Source organism: Lacticaseibacillus zhaodongensis, from assembly GCF_009687905.1.
Lineage (GTDB): Bacteria > Bacillota > Bacilli > Lactobacillales > Lactobacillaceae > Lacticaseibacillus > Lacticaseibacillus zhaodongensis.
Genome location: NZ_BLBG01000006.1, coordinates 61,314 through 79,840, shown reverse-complemented (window position 1 = coordinate 79,840; position 18,527 = coordinate 61,314). Strand labels below are relative to the sequence as shown.

The window sequence follows — 18,527 nt, the reverse complement described above, 5'->3', positions numbered from 1 at the left end:
GCGCACGGTGATGAATTTAGCCCGGCAGATTTGCCCGATTTTGCCCGTAAAGTTCGTGCACGTTCGTGGTATGCTAGATGGTAATTAGAGGACTGTCCAAGTGGAGGAAAATTATGGCTAAACGAGGTTTCGAAGTCGTCAGTAAGTATGCACAGGCGGGGTTAACTTTGCCGCAGCGGAGCACCACTAACGCTGCTGGGTACGACTTCTGTGCGCGGGAGGATTTTGTCCTGAAGAGTATCTGGCGCTATGATTTCATCCGCTTGTTCCGGCTGATCAAGAACGAACACCCCTTGACGGGCGAGGACTACGCGCGGGCCAGCAAGGTGTTGAAGCCGCTGCTGGTGCCAACGGGGATCAAGGCCTTCATGCAGCCGGATGAGGTGCTGATCCTCGCTAACCGCAGTAGCGGTCCGTACAAGCGCGGCTTGATCCTGCCGAACGGAATCGGGGTCATTGATGCTGATTACTATAATAATGACGCCAACGAGGGCGAGATCTTCTTCCAGCTCGTGAACCTCAACCCCCGCGATGTGGTCATCAAAAAGGGTGAGCGCATCGGCCAGGGCATCTTCATGCCGTACCTGACCGCGGACGGTGACACTGGGGATGGTGGCAAGCGCCAGGGCGGCTTCGGCTCGACCGGTTTCTAAATAATAGGGAGGAATTGACCAATGGCGAAAACAAAAACACGGTATACATGTCAGAATTGCGGTTACGTTTCCGCCTCCTTCCTCGGGCGCTGCCCGCAGTGCGGGGCGTGGAACACCCTGGTCGAAGAGACCGTTGAACCTGCTAGTGCTGCTGCAACAAGCAAGCCCCGGGTTACCAAAAGTGGCAGCCAGGTCCGCCCGCAGCGAATGAACGCCGTGACCACAACGCACGAGGCGCGGGTCACCACTAAATTGAACGAACTCAACCGGGTGCTGGGCGGCGGGATTGTTCCCGGCTCCCTCATCCTGATCGGTGGCGATCCCGGCATTGGTAAGTCGACCCTGCTGCTGCAGGTTAGTGGCCAGCTGGCTAAAGACCACGGGACGGTGCTCTACGTTTCCGGTGAAGAGAGTGCTAGCCAGATCAAGTTGCGGGCGGAGCGCCTGCACGTTTCGGACTCGCAAATGTTGCTGTATCCGGAAACCGACATGCCCAGCATCATGAGCGCGGTCGACGAGATTCAGCCGGATTACCTGATCATTGACTCCGTGCAGACCATGAACGTTCCCGACATGAATTCGGCGGTGGGCTCGGTTGCCCAGATCCGTGAAGTTACGGCTGAGTTGATGCGGCTCGCCAAGAGCAAGGGCATCACCATCTTCATCGTCGGCCACGTGACCAAGGACGGCAGTATTGCCGGCCCCAAAATTCTGGAACACATGGTCGACACCGTGCTCTATTTTGAAGGCGACATGCACCACACTTACCGCATCCTGCGTTCCGTCAAAAACCGTTTCGGCAGCACTAACGAAATCGGGATTTTTGAGATGCGCCAAAACGGGCTGAGCGAAGTGGCCAACCCCTCCGAGATTTTCCTCGAGGAACGGCTCGCCGGCGCGACCGGTTCGGCGGTCGTGGTGTCGATGGAAGGTACGCGACCGATTTTGGTCGAGATTCAGGCCTTGCTTACCCCGACGATGTACGGCAACGCTAAGCGGACCAGCAGCGGTTTGGACCACAACAAGGTCAGCCTGATCATGGCCGTCCTCGAAAAGCGGGCCAACCTCTTGCTGCAGAACCAGGATGCCTACCTGAAGGCAACCGGTGGCGTGCGCCTGGACGAGCCGGCAATCGACCTCGCGATTGCGGTGGCCATCGCCAGCTCTTACCGTGACGTTGAGCTGCCGGCAACGGACTGCTACGTCGGTGAAATCGGTCTGACCGGTGAGGTGCGGCGCATCAACCGGGTTGAAGATCGGGTCAAGGAGGCCGCCAAGCTCGGCTTCAAGCGGATTTTTGTCCCGCGCAACAATTTGAAGGGCTGGACGCCCAGCGCGTCGATCCAGGTCGTAGGCGTCAGCAGCATTGCCGAAACACTGCACAAGGTGTTCGCTAAGTAAACTGAAAGAAGGTGAGTAAGTACTGCTGGAGATTGGTCACACAATCTTCAGATAAAAATCACGCAAAATCCGTCCTAAGTCGCAATCATCAGGGCGCTTTGTGGCGTACAATTTAAGCAATACTGATAAAGGAGGTCAGAGAATGAAAACAGCCACTAAACGGCGAATTGTCGTAATTATTTTCGCTATTATTGGAATCATTGCCGGAATCGCAGGTCTGCCATCATTGTGGCGGCTCGTTGGTCAGGGCGAGAATCATATCATTAATAATTTTGTAGTTAACGCAATTATTGGGGCAGTTATTCTGCTCATTATTTCCGCACTCACCGTTCGCTCGATTGTTGACTTGATTGACCGGACTGAAAAGAATCTGAATACCAAGTCAACAAGTTATCTGCTGTTCGGTAGCCTTTCAACCATCGTTGGTTTGATTATGGCTAACTTAGTTTCCCAGCTATTATTCTACCGGCTGCCCAATGAGTTTCTGTCCACGGTACCACCGATCATTTTGATGATTGTTTTTGGTTACCTGGGCTTTCGCATCGGGACCACCCGGCGGCACGAGTGGGGCCAGTTTCTGGGCAACCTGCGGAAGAACAACGATAAGGACGGCAGTAAGAAGAAGGACGACGCGCCAGCCGCGGCTTCAACGCAGGTCCTCGTTAACTTCCACGAGTACAAAATTCTGGACACTTCAGTCATCATCGACGGCCGCATCCAGAACCTTGCGCGGACTGGGTTCATTGAAGGCACGCTGCTGGTGCCGAACTTCGTGGTGCACGAGCTGCAACTGATCAGTGATTCCGCAGACGCGCTGAAACGCGAACGCGGCCGGCGGGGTCTGGACATTCTGAGCCAGATGCAAAAGGACCCGCACATCAACCTCGAGATGACCGATAAGGACTTTGATGGCTCCCGCGAGGTCGATGGGAAGCTGCTCAAGCTTGCTAAGGAAATCGACGGCATCGTGATGTCGAACGACTATAACTTGGGTAAGGTGAGCCGCCTACAGAATGTGCCGATTCTGAGCATTAATGAACTTGCAAGTGCGCTCAAACCAGAAGTGCTACCCGGCGAAACCATGCAGGTCAAGGTCGTCAAGGCCGGGACCGAGCGCCAGCAGGGGGTTGCTTACCTACCTGAGGGCACGATGGTCGTTGTCGAAGATGGCCAGTACTACATGAACCAGGACATCACCGTTGTCGTCACCTCGGCACTGCAGACCAGCGCTGGGCGGATGATTTTTGCCAAGCCGGAGCATAGCGCAACCACCATTCGCAACCAGGATGGCGAAAAGGTCGACGCAACGCGGAACACCAACGCCGATGCGCGCGATGCCGCCGCGAGCAAAGCGGAGGCTAGTAATGCCAAGACAAACAAGCAAACTGATCACAAGCACAATCGGGGCCGCAAGTAATTAGCCGCGATTATGCAGCGCAAATAAGTTAAAAAAGTGGGGCTAATTTCGCAGCAGCGAGTTGGCCCCACTTTTTGTGCGCAGATTTCCCGGGAAATAATTGTCAAGTTAGTAAGTGCTTACATTGCTGTGGCAAGCTTTCAGTGTTGTGACATAATTCGCCAAGCTAACTGTTAGAAAATCATTAGCAGATTTTCCCGTACTTCCTGTGCAAGTAAGGCTTTTGGCCTGTATCATTAATATTGGCGGTGAGACATAATTCGACCGGAGCCCACGTCGCCGCTACGGGGGCCAACTTATACAGAGGGAGGTAATAACAATGGCTGACAATGAAAAGCAGTTGCGCTGGTTCAACGTGGCGCTGATTGCCTTTGTTGCCGTTTGGGGCTTAGGCAACGTTGTCAACAACTACGCGCAACAGGGCTTGACCGTGATCACCTCGTGGATCTTGATCATGCTGCTCTATTTCGTTCCGTACGCCCTGATTGTCGGGCAGTTAGGGTCAACCTTTAAGGATGCGGCCGGTGGGGTTTCGTCCTGGGTCAAGCAGACCAGCACCAAACGACTCGCGTACTACGCAGCCTGGACATACTGGGTCGTGCACGTTCCGTACTTAGCACAGAAACCGCAGGGGATCTTGATTGCCTTGAGCTGGCTATTCAAAGGCAATGGTTCCTTCGTGAACACCGCATCGGCGATGACGGTGTCCCTGATTTGCCTAGCTTTGTTCTTGGTTTTCCTGTGGGTGGCCGCCCGCGGGCTTACAACTTTGAACCGCATCGGCAGTATGGCCGGGACCGCAATGTTTATCATGTCGATTCTGTTCATCATCCTGGCCGTGAGTGCGCCGCTGATGACTAAGAGCGCGGTGATTGCAACGCCGGACATGGGCAAAATCAGTACCTACCTGCCCAAGCTGAACTTCAATTACTTCACCACCATCTCAATGCTCGTCTTCGCGGTCGGTGGGGCAGAAAAAATTTCACCTTACGTTAACAAGACCAAGAACGCCGCACGGGAATTCCCGCTGGGGATGCTGGTACTCGCCGGCATGGTTGCCCTCTGCGCGATTCTCGGGTCCTTCGCGATGGGGATGCTCTTTAACGGCCACCACATCCCCCAAGACCTGATGGCAAACGGTGCGTACGAGGCTTTTGCTAAGCTGGGCGGTTACTACCACGTTGGCCGGTTGTTCGTGATCCTGTACGCAATCGCCAACACGCTCGCCCAGATTTCCGCGCTGGCGTTTTCCATTGACGCGCCGCTGAAAATCATGCTGGGTGATGCGGATAAAGAATTCATTCCGCGTAAGTTGGCTAAGCTCAACAAGCACGGCACGCCGATCAATGGTTACTACCTGACCGGAATTCTGGTCAGCATCTTGATTGTGGTGCCGGCGCTTGGTATCGGCAGCATGAACGAACTCTACAAGTGGCTGCTGAACCTTAATTCCGTGGTCATGCCACTGCGTTACCTCTGGGTCTTCTTCGCTTACTTCATGCTGAACCGGCACCTGGAGCGCTACAAGTCCGAGTACATGTTCGTGAAGAACAAGACGGTGGGGACAATCGTTGGGGCTTGGTGTTTCGCCTTCACGGCCTTTGCCTGCATCCTGGGTATGGTCCCGAAAATCGATATGGCTGCCAACCCTAGTTCCTGGTGGTTCCAGTTTGCACTGAACATCATCACCCCGATCATCTTCGTGATTCTCGGCCTGATCCTGCCGCTGATTGCGCGGCACGGGAACAAGAAACAGAGTGGTCCACAACGCGGTTAGCTTCTGAGCATTAGCAGAAAACTGGCATATTCCCGGGCTTGGGGAATGTGCCAGTTTTGGGCTAAGCGGAGCCATTTCCACTAGTGCGGCTCGCTGCCCGTAGTGGAATGGACAACGGAGTAGGAGCTGCGTTGTGGAGCACGTTTTTATGCCGGGAGAGTTAGCGGTTTACCGCTTACTCTCCTACATCCGTAGCGTAGCGAAGGTGGTCGATTCCTCACCATAATTAAGATTGGTCAGGAATCGCCACTTCCACTTGGGCGATTTGCGCCCTTAGTGGAATGGACAGTGGAACGGCCGGCAGCGTAGTCTTTGTAACTTCAAAGTAGCTTTCAGACTTTAACTACTAGATAAACAAAAACGGACCCGCTGGCAAAATCGCTTTTGTCCAGCCGGTCCGTTTTTGTTAGTGCAAGCGAACTTTCGCCTACTTCTTATCGTTGTCGTCGTTGTTCTTGGCCTCTTCTGCTTCGATTTCGTCTTCCGTCAACATGTCCTTAACGGTCATTGTCACGCCGTCAACGGTCATGCCGGTCATGTCCTTGACGTTCTTCGCGATGGCCTTAGTCGCCCGGTCGAATACATCCGGTGCTGATTCACCATAGCGGAGCACAGCGTCGAGGTTCACGGTGACATGCTGGTCGTCGGTGTCTACGCTCACGCCCTTAGTAGGGTCGTCTTCCTTGCGCAGCTTGTCCGCAACGTTCGCAATCATGCCGCCGTGCATGCTGTGGATGCCCTTGACTTCGCTGCTGGTGATGCCCACGATTTTGGCAATAACATTGTCGTCAAACTTGAGTTCTGTCTGCATCTTGTTCACCTCCGTCTTGCTTGTGCTTGGCGTGGTGGTCTTTGGTGTCATAGTTGCGTCCATTGGTTTCTCCTTTTCTTGGCTAATTCTGACTTTGCCGCCATTCACGTTCGGTCATGATGTCGCTGACATTCAAGTTCAGTGCGACGAGCTTGAGGCCGGTCATCTGCTCGAGTGCGGCGGTGATGCGCGTGCACGCTTCCGTGTAGAACTGCCGTGCATCCGTGCCGTACTTGAGAACGACCGCCAAGTCGAGCGCCACCTGTTTGTCGCCGACGTTCACCTTGATACCTTTAGTCACGCGTTCATCCTGTGTGATGGTTTCCGTGAGGGAGTCCACCACGTTGCCGTCCATTTCCAGGAGGCCGGGGATGTCCTGAACGTTCAGGCGCGCGATTTTGGCGATGACCTTGTCTTCAAAAGTGAGCTGGCCCCCGGGTTGCGTTGCCGTGTCCATGGTCAGTCCTCCTTCATGAGCGTGTGCCTGCCGTCACGGAGCCACTTTTTGATGCGCGGCAGCCGGGGCGCCAGCCACCATTCAAGTGCGTAACCGGCAGCGCCCATGGCCAGAACCAATAGCAGCGCCAGCCAGCCCCACTGCAGCAGGACGACCGCGATGGCGATCCCAATTGCGGCACCCGTTAATCCTTGTTTCATCTGCGGCACCTCCTAAATGACTTGCGCTGCGGCCTTGCCCTTAGCCTGCTGAATGCGGATCCGGACCCGCCGCACGGGCACACCGAGGGTCGCTGCGAGTTCGTCACGGACCGTACTTTCGATTGTCTGGCCCAAGTTCTGAGCGTCAGCAACCTGCCACTGTGAAACGGTCACCTTGGCACGCGTCACCTCGTTGCGGCGGAGCTTAACGTCGGCCTGCACATCTTTAACATCATGCTCGCTGGCCACCGCGGCCGCCACGCTCTTTTCGACGGCCTGTTTGCTGAGGACCAGCTCGCCGCGGTCAGTCTTAATGTGCAGGTCGCGGCTGCTGGAGCGGCGCAAAAGTGCGACTCCGAGCAGGCCTAAACCCACCACGGCAACGACCGCCGTCAATGCGAGGACAACGATGCGCAGCCACTCCCAGATCAGGCTCAGATTACTGATGCTGGTGAGGGGCCACACCACAGCTGTTACTACTGCGGCTTGAAGCAAGACCAGAATTGCGACTAGGGCCAAAATTACCTTTGTGCTTGGTCGCATGGGGGTCCGCCTCCTTAAGCCTTGCGTCTGCTGCTACCAATTACTAATGAAACAACGAATACGACGACCATCGCGCCGATAATGGCAGGGAAGATGGCCATGCCAGCTGCTTGCGGGCCCCATGAGCCCAGCAGGGAACTACCGAGCCATGCGCCGAGCAAGCCACCAATAATGTTTCCGATCCAACCGCCGGGCATGTCGCGCCCCACGATGAGAGAACCGATTACGCCGATCACCGCACCGATGATCAGGACCCAAATAAGGTGTAACATAATTCTCGCCTCCTTTAGCAAGTTGTGATGTAGTGGATAGTCCTAATAACTACCCTAAGTTAAGGCTAACATGTTGCCTGTAAGCGGTTCAATAAGCTGGAGAATGTTTTTTAACAATTAATCGTTAAAAGTTCATATAATCGGTTTATTTACATACGAAACGCATTGGACGATTAACGATAATTAATATTTACAAGAATGCGGCAATAACGTCATTAGCATTAAGTTATGCGTTGAGCAAAGGGCTGATTCGTAATCTTAACTAGTGCTCCCGTAACGGACGTGCTAAAACTGTAGGGGGTTACCAAACGTTTGGCCACCTAATCCACCAGGAGGTACACAAATGCCAATTGTGATGTTACTGCCCGGACTCATGGCGGGGCTCGTTCAGGGGCTGACCGGTTTCGGCTCCGGAATTATTCTGATGATTTTTCTGCCCGGCCTGTTGCCAATCAGCCAAGGGGCGGGGGTGTCGACTTTGACGATGGCCGCCGCCAACTTGATGATGGTGTGGCGCTACCGCAAGTCCATCAAGTGGGGCCGCCTCATTATCCCCTTCATTATCTATTCGACGGTCGCAACGCTGTCGGTGCACCTGGGCCTGGTCCTCGACACCCACATTTTGCGCATGTTACTGGGCGGCTTGCTGATTGCACTCTCGCTGTATTTCACCTTGTACAAGAGCGCGAGTGCAAAACGCTACCCACTGTTTATCGCCGGAATCTTCATGATTATCTCGGGTTTCTTCAACGGGTTGTTTGGCATCGGTGGGCCGCTGATGGCGTTGTACTTCTTGACCCTGGCGCGCACGAAAGAGGAGTACTTGGCAAGCATTCAGACTTTCTTCATGCTGGACACGATTTACGTCAGCACGCTACGCTTTGCTACCCACGTGCTGAGCTTCGGCGACCTGAAGTTTGTGCTGTTCGGAATGATCGGCTCGCTGGTCGGGACGGCGATTGCGAACCGGCTGATCACCAGGATGGACACGGACCGCGTGAAGGAGCTGGTGTACATCTTTATTGGGATTAGCGGGTTGTATTATTTGATTTTTCACTAGGAATAGGCACAAAAAAATACTCCGCCTTCTTGCGATTCAGAAGGCGGAGTATTTTGGTTTAGTATAGAAGCTAAGCTGAAATGGTTTGAATTTATGGTGCCGAGTTGAGCTGCGAGGAACTGAAGGTTGCGGCTAGAATGCTCTGGACTAAATGCCAAAGACCAGGCATTTAGCCCAGAGCACCCTAGTCCTCACCTTCAAACCGTTCCTCTCCGCATCCTGCATCCGGTGCCGAGTTGAGCTGCGCGGGGCAGAAGGCTGCGGCTAACACACTTCTGAAGTAATGCCTAAAGACCAGGCATTACTCCAGAAGTACGTTAGTCCTCACCTTCTAAGCGCCCCGCTGCGCATCCTATTTCTATGGCAGATCATTCCCTGCAGCGAAGTACAGATCATACCAATCCTGCCCATCAAGCACGACGTCGGCAGCTTCCGCCACTTGGGCGATGCGGTCCTTGTAGGTCGTGCCGGCGATGACTTGGGTGTTGCCGGGGATGCGCAGGATCCAGGCTGCGGCGATGGCGTTGACGTTGGTGTGGTACTTGTCAGCCATTTCGTGCAGTTTTGCGTTCAGCTTCGGGAACTTCGGGTTGTCGATGAAGACACCCTCGAACATCCCGTACTGGTATGGGCTCCATGCCTGCACGGTCATGCCCTTGAGGCGGCTGTATTCGAGGACACCGCCATCGTGGTCGATGGAGTGGTCATCAGCCATGTTGGTGTGCAGCCAGAAGTCGATCATGCCGGTGTGCTTCAGGGACAACTGCAGCTGGTTGGCAATCAGGCGCTGCGGAACGGCCTGCTGCAACAACTCGACCTGCATTGGGTTGAAGTTGGAAACACCAAACTGGCGCACCTTGCCGCTATTTTGCAGGGTGAGGAAGGCTTCGGCAACCTCATCGGGCTCCATCAGTGGGTCGGGCCGGTGCAGCAGCAGGGAGTCGACGTAATCAACGCCCAGCCGCTGCAAGCTGGCATCGACGGCATCCAAAATGTACTGCTTGCCGAAATTGTACCGTTTGCCGGGCACGATGCCCACTTTTGTCTGCACTAATACGTCGCTACGGTTGAAGCTGGCCTTTTTGAGTGCGGCTCCGAACAGCTTCTCGGATTCACCATCCGCGTAGATGTCGGCGTTGTCGAAGAAGTTGACGCCGGACGCGTAGGCACTTTCCAGCAGGGCGGTTGCCTGCTCCTCATTAAGCTTAGTGATGCGCATGACGCCCAGGCCGATTGGTGAAGCCATTAGCCCACTTTGACCGATATTGATTCGTTTCATATACTCGGTTCCTCCATTCGTTTATGGTTCGCTTCTAATCTAACACAGTCAGATGCGCCCTGAAAGCGGATACTGCACATATGCACTCTGAAAGCCGCCAATTATGTGGTAGACTGAATCAGGTATTGTGACTTATATATGGAGGCGGAAAAATTGGCAGATCGACCAATTCGTGTGCGTTACGCACCGAGTCCGACTGGGCACTTACACATTGGTAACGCCCGGACGGCTTTATTCAACTATTTGTTTGCACGGCACAACAACGGAAAATTAATTCTGCGGATCGAAGACACTGATACGAAGCGGAACGTTGCTGACGGTGAAAAGAGCCAGGAAGACAACTTGCACTGGCTGGGTATTGACTGGGATGAAGGCCCTGACGTGGGCGGCGATTTCGGTCCTTACCGGCAGTCAGAACGGCTCGACATCTACAAGCCTCTGATTCAGAAGCTGGTTGATGAAGGCTATGCCTACGAATCCTACAAGACTGAGGACGAACTGAACGCAGAACGTGAACAGCAAAAGGCAACCCACCAGATGCCGCACTACGTTTACGAATACGCGGGCATGAGTGAAGACGAAAAGGCCGCAGCAATTGCCGCAGCCAAGGCGAAGGGTTTGAAGCCAGTTATTCGTTTCCACATTCCTGCAGATCACACTTACGAGTGGGACGACATCGTTAAGGGTGACATCAGCATCGACTCCGATTCAATCGGTGGGGATTTTGTCATCCAGAAGCACGATGGCATGCCGACTTACAACTTCGCGGTTGTTGTCGATGACCACATGATGCAGATCAGCCACGTCCTGCGCGGTGATGACCACATTGCCAACACGCCAAAGCAGCTGGCGATTTACGAAGCATTCGGCTGGGAGCCACCTGTTTTCGGCCACATGACTTTGATCATCAACACCGAGACGGGTAAGAAGCTGTCCAAGCGGGACGAGACCATCTTGCAGTTCATCGAACAGTACAAGGAACTCGGTTACCTGCCGCAAGCGATGTTCAACTTCATTACCCTTTTGGGCTGGTCCCCTAAGGGTGAGGGTGAAATCTTCACCAAGAAGCAGTTCATCAAGCAGTTTGACCCAGCCCGGCTGAGCAAGAGTCCGGCTAAGTTCGACCAGAAGAAGCTCGAATGGGTCAACAACCAGTACGTCAAGAACAGCGATGAGAACGAAATCGCCGGCCTGGCCCTGGACAACTTGATCCGTGCGGGTAAGGTCGCGGAAGACCCGGATACTAAGACTATCGAATGGGTTCGTCAGGTCACCAACCTGTACAAGCAGCAGATGAGCTATACCGCCCAAATCGTTGACGACGCCGACCTGTTCTTCAGCAAGCCCGCTGAACTCAACGACACGGACATGCAGGAGATTGCTGACGACCAGGCGCTGCCGGTCATCAAGTCCTTCTACGAGAAGATGAAGGTCATCAAGCCATTCTCCGCACTGAACATCAAGCGTGCAACTAACGAAGTACGCGACGAGACTGGTGCGAAGGGCCGCAAGCTCTACATGCCGATCCGAATTGCCACGACCCGCGTCATGCACGGTCCCCAGTTGCCAGAAACTCTGGAGCTGATCGGCCGCAAGCAGGTCCTCGCAAACATGGAATACGTGCTCTCAAAATTGAACTAAGTTGATGAACGGTCGCCAGTGCTGGTGGCCGTTTTTTGGTATCCGCAAACTATTTGGTCAAAATCGAAATTACTACTAGACGGGCCTTGCCGAACAGGGTATAGTATTAATGTTATCTGGTTGGTGACGTCATGGAGGATTAGCTCAGTTGGGAGAGCGTCTGCCTTACAAGCAGAGGGTCACAGGTTCGAGCCCTGTATCCTCCATCATAGTGGAGCCGTAGCAATTAAAGTTGCTGCGGCTCTTTTTTTGTCCTCAGGTTCGCATTTGCGAATCTATGCAGTAGTTACTGTGAACTACGAAAGATTGCCCCCCAGATGGGTACTAACGCCTAACAGATCAAGCCTGTTACCGCTAACAGTTCCCTTTAGCTTGTTGTAGCTATGATGAGCCGATAATCTTGAAGCTGAAGGAGGGGATGAATATGGCGTCTTGGTATGACCGCGCAATTATTTACCAGATCTACCCAAAGTCATTTCAGGATAGTAATGGTGATGGGATAGGGGACCTGAACGGGATTCGCCAGCGAATACCGTATTTAAAGGATTTAGGAATCAATGCCGTTTGGCTCAATCCGGTGTTTGTTTCACCGCAAGTGGATAACGGTTACGATGTGGCCAATTATTATGCCATTGATGAACGGATGGGAACCATGGCTGATATGGAAGCGTTGATTGCTGACATGCATGCGGCGGGGATTCACGTCATCATGGACTTTGTGTTGAACCACACATCGGACCAACATCCATGGTTTCAAGATGCAGTTAAGAGCAAAAATAGCATTTACCGCGACTACTACATTTTTGCCGGTAAAAATGGCCGCAAGCCAAATAATTGGGGTAGCTTTTTTGGCGGCTCTGTCTGGGCGCCGGATCCTAGTGGTAGCGGTCAGTCCTATTTTCATTTATTCGATAAGCGGATGCCCGATTTGAACTGGGCCAACCCCGAAGTCCGGTTAGCAATGGGCGATGTGGCCGAATTTTGGCTGGGTAAGGGGATTGACGGCTTACGTCTGGACGCATTCATTCACATCGCAAAGGGTGATTTGTACCAAAATTATCCGACCGCCGGGGATGATAACGAGCCAATTGTTGCGGAGCCATTCTTTGCAAACTTGCCAAAGGTGCAGGAGTGGTTGCGGCCATTTGCGGAGCGAATTAAGGCTGATTATCCGCAGGCGTTTTTACTTGGGGAAGCTGCTAGTGCGAGTGTGAATCTGGCGGTTGATTACACCAGTGCGTACGCGCACTTGATGGATTCAGTAATTACGTTCCGCTATTTCACCACAGATGAAGAAGCACTTGACGACACTTTGCCACATCAGTACCAGCCTACGTCAATCGACTGGCATCAGTTCCGTGAAACCCAAGTTGTTTGGCAGCAGACGTTAGCATCTTTACCCACGCTTTACTGGAGCAATCACGACATGGCGCGTCTGGCAACTCGTGTAGCGCATTCAGAAACTGAGGCGCGAAGCTTGGCAATCTTGATGTACCTGCAACGGGGAATTCCAATCATTTATTACGGTGAAGAGCTGGGGATGCAAAATCTGCAGTTCAATTCCAGCAGCCAATTCGCAGACCCATCCGTCGATGCATTCGTGAAAAAGGCGATTACGCAAGGAAAAGCCAAAGCAGACGCCCTCAAAATGGTCAGCGCTACGCATAAGTTGCCCGCACGGGGGCCGATGTCTTGGGACGATTCGGCGCATGGTGGCTTCACTACCGGTACACCATGGCTGAATGGCGCAGCAAGCAAAACGGCTCCAGTTTCCGCGCAAAAACAAGACAAGAATAGCATGCTGAACTTTTATAAACAGTTACTAGCAATTAAGGCAGAACCCGTATTGCAAGAAGGAAAGTTTCGGCTGCTTGATTTTGGGGACAGCACGTATGTCTACACGAGGCAAACGGCGCTGGAAACGGTGCTCGTGGCTGTTAATTTAACCGCGAGGGATGCGGTGTTCACGTTGCCGGCTGGCGAATATACGGCGCTTTTATCAGCAGGTGCGTACGGTCAGACGGGAAACGAGTTGACCTTGGGCGCGCACGCCAGTGTTGTGTTCCAGCGGTATTAGAAATGAAATCAAAGCGAGAGTAGCCGCGCCGACTTTGGCGCGGTGAACGGAGGTAACAATGATAACTAGTGCATTGCAACATCGCCCTGAAAGCGAAGATTGTTTTCTTTATGATGCAGATCACTTACGGTTGCGCTTGCACACTGCTAAGAATGATGTCGCGGCCGTGACAGTAATTTTTGGTGACCCGTACTGGATGATTACCGGTGCGGATGGCCGTAGCACTTTCAAATACACAACGACAAAAATGGTTCGGATTGGTGAAGGTGAAACGCAAGACTACTGGGGTGTTACCCTGACTGCACCGTACCACCGCTTGCAGTATCAGTTTGTGATTACTGGTGTTGATGGTGCCATCACGCTGCTTGGTGATCGGGGCCTGCGTGAAGACAGCGAAATGATGCGGCAAGAAACGGCCAACTATTTCCGTGTTCCGTATTTGCACGAAAGCGACATGGTGCGGACCCCAGATTGGGTCAAGCAAACCGTTTGGTACCAAATCTTTCCGGAGCGTTTTGCCAACGGCGATACTAGCAATGATCCGGTCGGTACGAAGACATGGCGCCCAGAAGATCACCCGGGCCGTGAGGACTTTTATGGTGGTGATTTACAGGGCGTGTTAGACCACCTAGATGATCTCCAGAGCTTAGGCGTCAACGGATTGTATTTCTGCCCAATTTTTGCAGCTAGTTCCAACCATAAGTACGATACCATCGACTACCTTGAAATTGATCCGGCTTTTGGTGATAAAGCACTTTTTGCCCGTTTGGTGACCGCAGCCCACAAGCGGGGGATGAAGGTCATGCTTGATGCTGTATTTAACCACATGGGTTACGAGAGCATGCAATGGCAGGACGTTTTGGAAAAAGGGGCGCAGTCACGGTTTGCAGATTGGTTCCACATCAACCAATTTCCTGTGGCTCCGTTTAACGACCCGACTAAAGGTGAGGGTGAACCCCAGTACGAGACCTTTGCGTTTGAGTCCCACATGCCCAAACTCAACACGGACAATCCACAAGTTCAAGATTACTTACTGACGGTGGCCAAGTACTGGATTGAAGAGTTCGACATTGATGCATGGCGATTGGACGTAGCTAATGAAGTCGATCACGGCTTTTGGCGGCGGTTTTATGCTGCTGTGAAAGCTATTAAGCCGGATTTTTACGTGCTGGGTGAGGTTTGGCATTCTAGTCAGCCTTGGCTTAACGGAGATCAATTTTCAGGAGTCATGAACTACGCGTACACAGAACTGCTTATGGATCACTTTTTGACCCATAAGCAGACGGCAAAGCAGATGGTGGCACGGCTAACTGATCAGTTGATGCTCTACCGTGATCAGGTTAACCAAGTGATGCTGAACATGCTTGATTCGCATGATACCGCGCGGTTACTGACCCTCGCTGGGGACAATGAAGCCTTGGCACTCCAAACTTTGGCGTTCATTTTCACCCAAACTGGGGCACCGTGCATTTACTACGGAACTGAGATGGGTATGGATGGTGGCAACGATCCGGATGATCGTCGGCCAATGGACTGGTCGAAGCTTGGCGGCCAGACTTGGCAGGCGGTCGCCGCATTAATCAAGCTGCGCCGGAAGTATGCAAGGACGTTGGGCCAAGGTAGCACCAAGCTCAGTGTCACGAAACACGGATTGATTGCAGTTTCACGCAAGGGAGATCATAACGTGACCGCATACTTCAACACTACGGGCCAGCCAGTTAGCCTGAACGGTGAAGCAACCTTGGCGCAAAACTATCGCGATGGACAGCTAGGCCCAAACGGTTTTGTAATCAAGGCTGATTAGTAGATTGATAGCGGTAACAGAGTTTTCCAAATTGTAAAAGCGCTTACTCGCCAACATAATTGAAACCGTAGCAAGCAACGTGCCGAGTCGACCGACAAAGTTGCTGCAGGATAGATTTAAAAGCTAATCAATTATGAAGAAGTTGCGCGGTAATCAAGACGCGCATTACGTGAGGGATAAGATGAAACGAATTTTTGAAATCAATCCCTGGCTTGTCCAAACGCACGAACTAGCGATTGCAGACAAACGACTGCAAGAGAGTTTAACCGCGATTGGAAATGGCTACATGGGCTTGCGGGGAAACTTTGAAGAAGGTTATTCGGGTGATCATCTCCAGGGAACTTACATTGCAGGGACTTGGTTCCCGGATAAAACGCGAGTTGGTTGGTGGAAGAATGGTTACCCAGAGTACTTTGGCAAGGTCATTAACGCCCCTAGCTTTATCGATATCTTTTTGACGGTGAACGGCCAGCGGGTTGACTTAGCAAAAGAGCAGTTTCGTGATTTCACGCTGACACTCGATATGCATCAGGGTTTGCTTACCCGCAGCTTCATTCTGGAGCGAGAGGATTGTGAAGTCCGGTTTCAATTTGCCCGGTTTCTGAGCAGTGTAATCCGGCAGGCAGCGCTGATTAAGGTTACGGCTTTCGTTGTACGCGGCACGGCGAAAATTGACTTTGATGCTGGGATCAACGGCAATGTTGTTAATGAAGATAGTAACTACGAAGATCATTTCTGGATTCCGGATGTTACCAAACCAAATGCAGGCCTGATCCAAATGACAACCAAGTCGAATCCTTTCGGGGTACCGCAGTTCACGGTGATGGTGAAACAGGGATTGCGTCGCAACGGTGTGACGGTTGAGGGTCTGCACTCTGGCCAGGATGGCGCTGTTACAGAACGTGTGACCGCGACATTACGGCAAGGCCAGCATCTTGAACTGGAAAAGGACGTTATCGTTGTAACGAGTCGTGACGTGGCCAAAGCCAATCAGGAAAGAACTGCGGAAAAGTTATTGCACAAGGTCCAGGCCAGCAGTTTTGCGGAGAATCTGCACGCACACGAACTGGTTTGGGCACAGCGGTGGCAGCAAAGTGATGTGTCAATCGTTGGGGATGCCGCCGCCCAACAAGGGATTCGCTTTAACATCTGTCAAATGTTTATGACGTATTACGGTGAGGACAAGCGGCTCAATATTGGGCCCAAGGGATTCACCGGTGAAAAATATGGTGGTGCGACTTACTGGGACACGGAGGCATATGTGGTACCGATGTACCTCGCCGTGACGCCGCCAGACGTCACTCGAGCCTTGCTTCAGTACCGACATGATCAATTACCTGGTGCCTACCACAACGCCAGGATGCAAGGCCTAGCTGGAGCATTGTTCCCGATGGTCACCTTCAACGGCGTGGAATGCCATAACGAATGGGAAGTCACTTTTGAAGAGCTGCATCGCAACGCGGCGGTGGCATTTGCAATTTATCAGTACACCACCTATACGGGTGATGAAACTTATGTGAATGGGCCAGGACTTGAGGTGCTTGTCGGTATTGCCCGTTTCTGGGCGGACCGCGTTCATTTCAGTCAGCGGAAGCAGAAGTACATGTTGCACGGTGTGACCGGTCCGAATGAGTATGAAAACAACGTCAACAACAATTGGTACACGAACACGATGGCGTCTTGGTGCCTTGAATACACCTTAGAGCGGTTGCCCAAAGGTGATGTGGATGTTGTTTCAGAACTGGCGGTCAGTGCCAGCGAAAAGGCGCATTGGCAGGACATCATTGACCGCATGTACAAACCAGTTGACCATGATTTAGGTATTTTCGTTCAAAATGATACTTTTCTCGATAAAGATTTGCGTCCGGCAAGCTCGATTCCGGCCGATCAGCGGCCAATCAATCAGCACTGGTCTTGGGACCGAATTTTGCGATCACCCTTTATCAAGCAGGCGGATGTGTTGCAGGGAATCTACTTCCTGAATGACCGGTTCACAATGGCGGAAAAGGAACGTAATTTTGACTTTTATGAACCACTAACGGTCCATGAAAGCTCACTTAGTGCTTCGATTCATGCAATCTTGGCTGCAGAGCTCGGCAAGAGTGCCAAAGCAGTTGAATTATATGCACGGACGGCGCGCTTGGATTTGGACAATTACAACAATGATACCGCTGATGGTCTGCACATCACCTCGATGAGCGGTGGCTGGTTGGCGATAGTCCAGGGCTTTGCGGGAATGCGGTATGACCAAACGGGACTTCGCTTTAAGCCGTTTTTGCCGGACAACTGGCAAAGCTACAGTTTTAAACTCAACTACCGCGGCCGGCTTATCGGTGTCAACGTTGCTAACCAGGCAACCTTCACGCTGCTTGATGGCGATGATTTGGACATCCAGGTCAAGGGCCGGCAAGTGCATTTACAGAAGGGAGAAGCCAATGCTCAAAGGATTGATCTTTGACGTTGATGGGGTGATTACCGATTCAGCCAGTTACCACTTGGCTGCATGGAGAGCACTTGCAACGAAGCTGGGGATTGATTTGCCTGCTGCTGCAGATGATCAATTGCGGGGCCGTTCACGTATGGACTCGCTTAACGTGATCTTGCGCTTTGGCAATCAGTTGAATCGCTACAGTTCCGCCAAGCTTAACGCGCTTGCGGCGGAAAAAAACGCGATGTACCAACAATTAATTGTACAGATGACCCCTGCTGATATTCTTCCGGGAATGCTGCAACTGCTAAAAGATGCACGTTCGGCCAAGCTGTTGCTGGCGGTAGCGTCGGCATCGCAGAACGCACCCAGAATTTTGCAACAGCTAGGGTTGATTACTTATTTTGACGCCATTGTGGATCCAACGGCCCTGCACAAGGGCAAACCGGATCCAGAGATTTACGTTGCCGCCCAGAGCTTGCTCAAACTGAACGCTGATGAAGTGATTAGCTTTGAAGATGCATCTGCCGGGGTGGCTGCAATTAAGGCGGCAGGGCAGTTTGCGGTTGGCATTGGTGATGCGCAGGTCTTACGCGCGGCGGACTACATTGTGCCAGACACAAGGCAACTCAAGCTGAGCGCAATCAGCACCGCGTTTATTCGCCAGCAAATTGCAAGCAATGATTGCCAGGTGGATTGAAAGAAGG

General features: G+C 52.6%; 16 protein-coding genes and 1 tRNA gene. 11 read left to right on the top strand and 6 right to left on the bottom strand.

What is annotated here, in order from left to right:
- The first annotated feature begins 113 nt into the window (after positions 1 to 113).
- From GN107_RS06170 to GN107_RS06155, 4 genes are all read left to right on the top strand, one after another.
- The gene (locus GN107_RS06170; RefSeq protein ID WP_155287090.1) at positions 114 to 653 is read left to right on the top strand and encodes a dCTP deaminase/dUTPase family protein; all 540 of its coding nucleotides are present in this window, start codon (positions 114 to 116) and stop codon (positions 651 to 653) included.
- Between the two features lie 21 nt (positions 654 to 674).
- Positions 675 to 2,054: a DNA repair protein RadA gene (radA, locus tag GN107_RS06165; RefSeq protein ID WP_155287091.1), complete on the top strand. Its 1,380-nt coding sequence runs from the start codon at positions 675 to 677 to the stop codon at positions 2,052 to 2,054.
- Positions 2,055 to 2,196: 142 nt separating this feature from the next.
- Complete coding sequence (locus GN107_RS06160) at positions 2,197 to 3,471, top strand: PIN/TRAM domain-containing protein (protein WP_230678574.1); 1,275 nt, start codon at positions 2,197 to 2,199, stop codon at positions 3,469 to 3,471.
- 319 nt (positions 3,472 to 3,790) lie between these two features.
- A complete protein-coding gene (locus tag GN107_RS06155; protein WP_155287092.1) occupies positions 3,791 to 5,248 on the top strand; it encodes an amino acid permease in 1,458 nt (485 codons plus the stop codon).
- A gap of 427 nt (positions 5,249 to 5,675) precedes the next feature.
- Here the strand turns inward: GN107_RS06155 and GN107_RS06150 are convergent, their stop codons facing one another.
- The 5 genes from GN107_RS06150 to GN107_RS06130 form a co-directional block, all read right to left on the bottom strand.
- Positions 5,676 to 6,059 (bottom strand): Asp23/Gls24 family envelope stress response protein, encoded by a 384-nt coding sequence (locus tag GN107_RS06150; RefSeq protein ID WP_371863479.1) that lies wholly within the window; start codon positions 6,057 to 6,059, stop codon positions 5,676 to 5,678.
- 82 nt (positions 6,060 to 6,141) lie between these two features.
- The gene (locus GN107_RS06145; RefSeq protein ID WP_155287093.1) at positions 6,142 to 6,516 is read right to left on the bottom strand and encodes an Asp23/Gls24 family envelope stress response protein; all 375 of its coding nucleotides are present in this window, start codon (positions 6,514 to 6,516) and stop codon (positions 6,142 to 6,144) included.
- Positions 6,517 to 6,518: 2 nt separating this feature from the next.
- Positions 6,519 to 6,716, bottom strand: a complete 198-nt coding sequence (locus GN107_RS06140; RefSeq protein ID WP_155287094.1) for a hypothetical protein — start codon at positions 6,714 to 6,716, stop codon at positions 6,519 to 6,521.
- Between the two features lie 12 nt (positions 6,717 to 6,728).
- A complete protein-coding gene (gene amaP / locus GN107_RS06135; protein ID WP_155287095.1) occupies positions 6,729 to 7,259 on the bottom strand; it encodes an alkaline shock response membrane anchor protein AmaP in 531 nt (176 codons plus the stop codon).
- Positions 7,260 to 7,273: 14 nt separating this feature from the next.
- On the bottom strand, positions 7,274 to 7,531 hold the full coding sequence (locus tag GN107_RS06130; protein WP_155287096.1) for a GlsB/YeaQ/YmgE family stress response membrane protein: 258 nt from the start codon (positions 7,529 to 7,531) through the stop codon (positions 7,274 to 7,276).
- A gap of 343 nt (positions 7,532 to 7,874) precedes the next feature.
- On the opposite strand from GN107_RS06130, the gene GN107_RS06125 reads away from it, so the two are divergent.
- Positions 7,875 to 8,591, top strand: a complete 717-nt coding sequence (locus tag GN107_RS06125) for a sulfite exporter TauE/SafE family protein (RefSeq protein WP_155287097.1) — start codon at positions 7,875 to 7,877, stop codon at positions 8,589 to 8,591.
- 358 nt (positions 8,592 to 8,949) lie between these two features.
- Here the strand turns inward: GN107_RS06125 and GN107_RS06120 are convergent, their stop codons facing one another.
- Complete coding sequence (locus GN107_RS06120) at positions 8,950 to 9,870, bottom strand: aldo/keto reductase (protein ID WP_155287098.1); 921 nt, start codon at positions 9,868 to 9,870, stop codon at positions 8,950 to 8,952.
- 153 nt (positions 9,871 to 10,023) lie between these two features.
- On the opposite strand from GN107_RS06120, the gene gltX reads away from it, so the two are divergent.
- The 6 genes from gltX (at position 10,024) to pgmB (ending at position 18,520) form a co-directional block, all read left to right on the top strand.
- Positions 10,024 to 11,511, top strand: coding sequence for a glutamate--tRNA ligase (gltX, locus tag GN107_RS06115; RefSeq protein ID WP_155287099.1), 1,488 nt, complete (start codon positions 10,024 to 10,026; stop codon positions 11,509 to 11,511).
- Between the two features lie 133 nt (positions 11,512 to 11,644).
- Positions 11,645 to 11,717 (top strand) — tRNA-Val (locus GN107_RS06110).
- 218 nt (positions 11,718 to 11,935) lie between these two features.
- The gene (locus GN107_RS06105; RefSeq protein ID WP_155287100.1) at positions 11,936 to 13,588 is read left to right on the top strand and encodes a glycoside hydrolase family 13 protein; all 1,653 of its coding nucleotides are present in this window, start codon (positions 11,936 to 11,938) and stop codon (positions 13,586 to 13,588) included.
- Positions 13,589 to 13,646: 58 nt separating this feature from the next.
- Positions 13,647 to 15,392, top strand: coding sequence for a glycoside hydrolase family 13 protein (locus tag GN107_RS06100; protein ID WP_155287101.1), 1,746 nt, complete (start codon positions 13,647 to 13,649; stop codon positions 15,390 to 15,392).
- A gap of 181 nt (positions 15,393 to 15,573) precedes the next feature.
- The gene (locus GN107_RS06095; RefSeq protein WP_155287102.1) at positions 15,574 to 17,850 is read left to right on the top strand and encodes a glycoside hydrolase family 65 protein; all 2,277 of its coding nucleotides are present in this window, start codon (positions 15,574 to 15,576) and stop codon (positions 17,848 to 17,850) included.
- Complete coding sequence (gene pgmB / locus GN107_RS06090; protein WP_155287103.1) at positions 17,828 to 18,520, top strand: beta-phosphoglucomutase; 693 nt, start codon at positions 17,828 to 17,830, stop codon at positions 18,518 to 18,520. Before GN107_RS06095 ends, pgmB begins: the two co-directional genes overlap by 23 nt.
- Positions 18,521 to 18,527 lie beyond the last annotated feature (7 nt).

What these genes read in the sequence shown, in the direction of transcription:
- GN107_RS06150 (WP_371863479.1), bottom strand. Translation starts at nt 6,059, where the DNA reads ATGCAGACAGAACTCAAGTTTGACGACAATGTTATTGCCAAAATCGTG.
- GN107_RS06155 (WP_155287092.1), top strand. Translation starts at nt 3,791, where the DNA reads ATGGCTGACAATGAAAAGCAGTTGCGCTGGTTCAACGTGGCGCTGATT.
- GN107_RS06160 (WP_230678574.1), top strand. Translation starts at nt 2,197, where the DNA reads ATGAAAACAGCCACTAAACGGCGAATTGTCGTAATTATTTTCGCTATT.
- GN107_RS06140 (WP_155287094.1), bottom strand. Translation starts at nt 6,716, where the DNA reads ATGAAACAAGGATTAACGGGTGCCGCAATTGGGATCGCCATCGCGGTC.
- radA (WP_155287091.1), top strand. Translation starts at nt 675, where the DNA reads ATGGCGAAAACAAAAACACGGTATACATGTCAGAATTGCGGTTACGTT.
- GN107_RS06125 (WP_155287097.1), top strand. Translation starts at nt 7,875, where the DNA reads ATGCCAATTGTGATGTTACTGCCCGGACTCATGGCGGGGCTCGTTCAG.
- GN107_RS06145 (WP_155287093.1), bottom strand. Translation starts at nt 6,516, where the DNA reads ATGGACACGGCAACGCAACCCGGGGGCCAGCTCACTTTTGAAGACAAG.
- pgmB (WP_155287103.1), top strand. Translation starts at nt 17,828, where the DNA reads ATGCTCAAAGGATTGATCTTTGACGTTGATGGGGTGATTACCGATTCA.
- GN107_RS06120 (WP_155287098.1), bottom strand. Translation starts at nt 9,870, where the DNA reads ATGAAACGAATCAATATCGGTCAAAGTGGGCTAATGGCTTCACCAATC.
- amaP (WP_155287095.1), bottom strand. Translation starts at nt 7,259, where the DNA reads ATGCGACCAAGCACAAAGGTAATTTTGGCCCTAGTCGCAATTCTGGTC.
- GN107_RS06105 (WP_155287100.1), top strand. Translation starts at nt 11,936, where the DNA reads ATGGCGTCTTGGTATGACCGCGCAATTATTTACCAGATCTACCCAAAG.
- GN107_RS06170 (WP_155287090.1), top strand. Translation starts at nt 114, where the DNA reads ATGGCTAAACGAGGTTTCGAAGTCGTCAGTAAGTATGCACAGGCGGGG.
- GN107_RS06100 (WP_155287101.1), top strand. Translation starts at nt 13,647, where the DNA reads ATGATAACTAGTGCATTGCAACATCGCCCTGAAAGCGAAGATTGTTTT.
- GN107_RS06130 (WP_155287096.1), bottom strand. Translation starts at nt 7,531, where the DNA reads ATGTTACACCTTATTTGGGTCCTGATCATCGGTGCGGTGATCGGCGTA.
- GN107_RS06095 (WP_155287102.1), top strand. Translation starts at nt 15,574, where the DNA reads ATGAAACGAATTTTTGAAATCAATCCCTGGCTTGTCCAAACGCACGAA.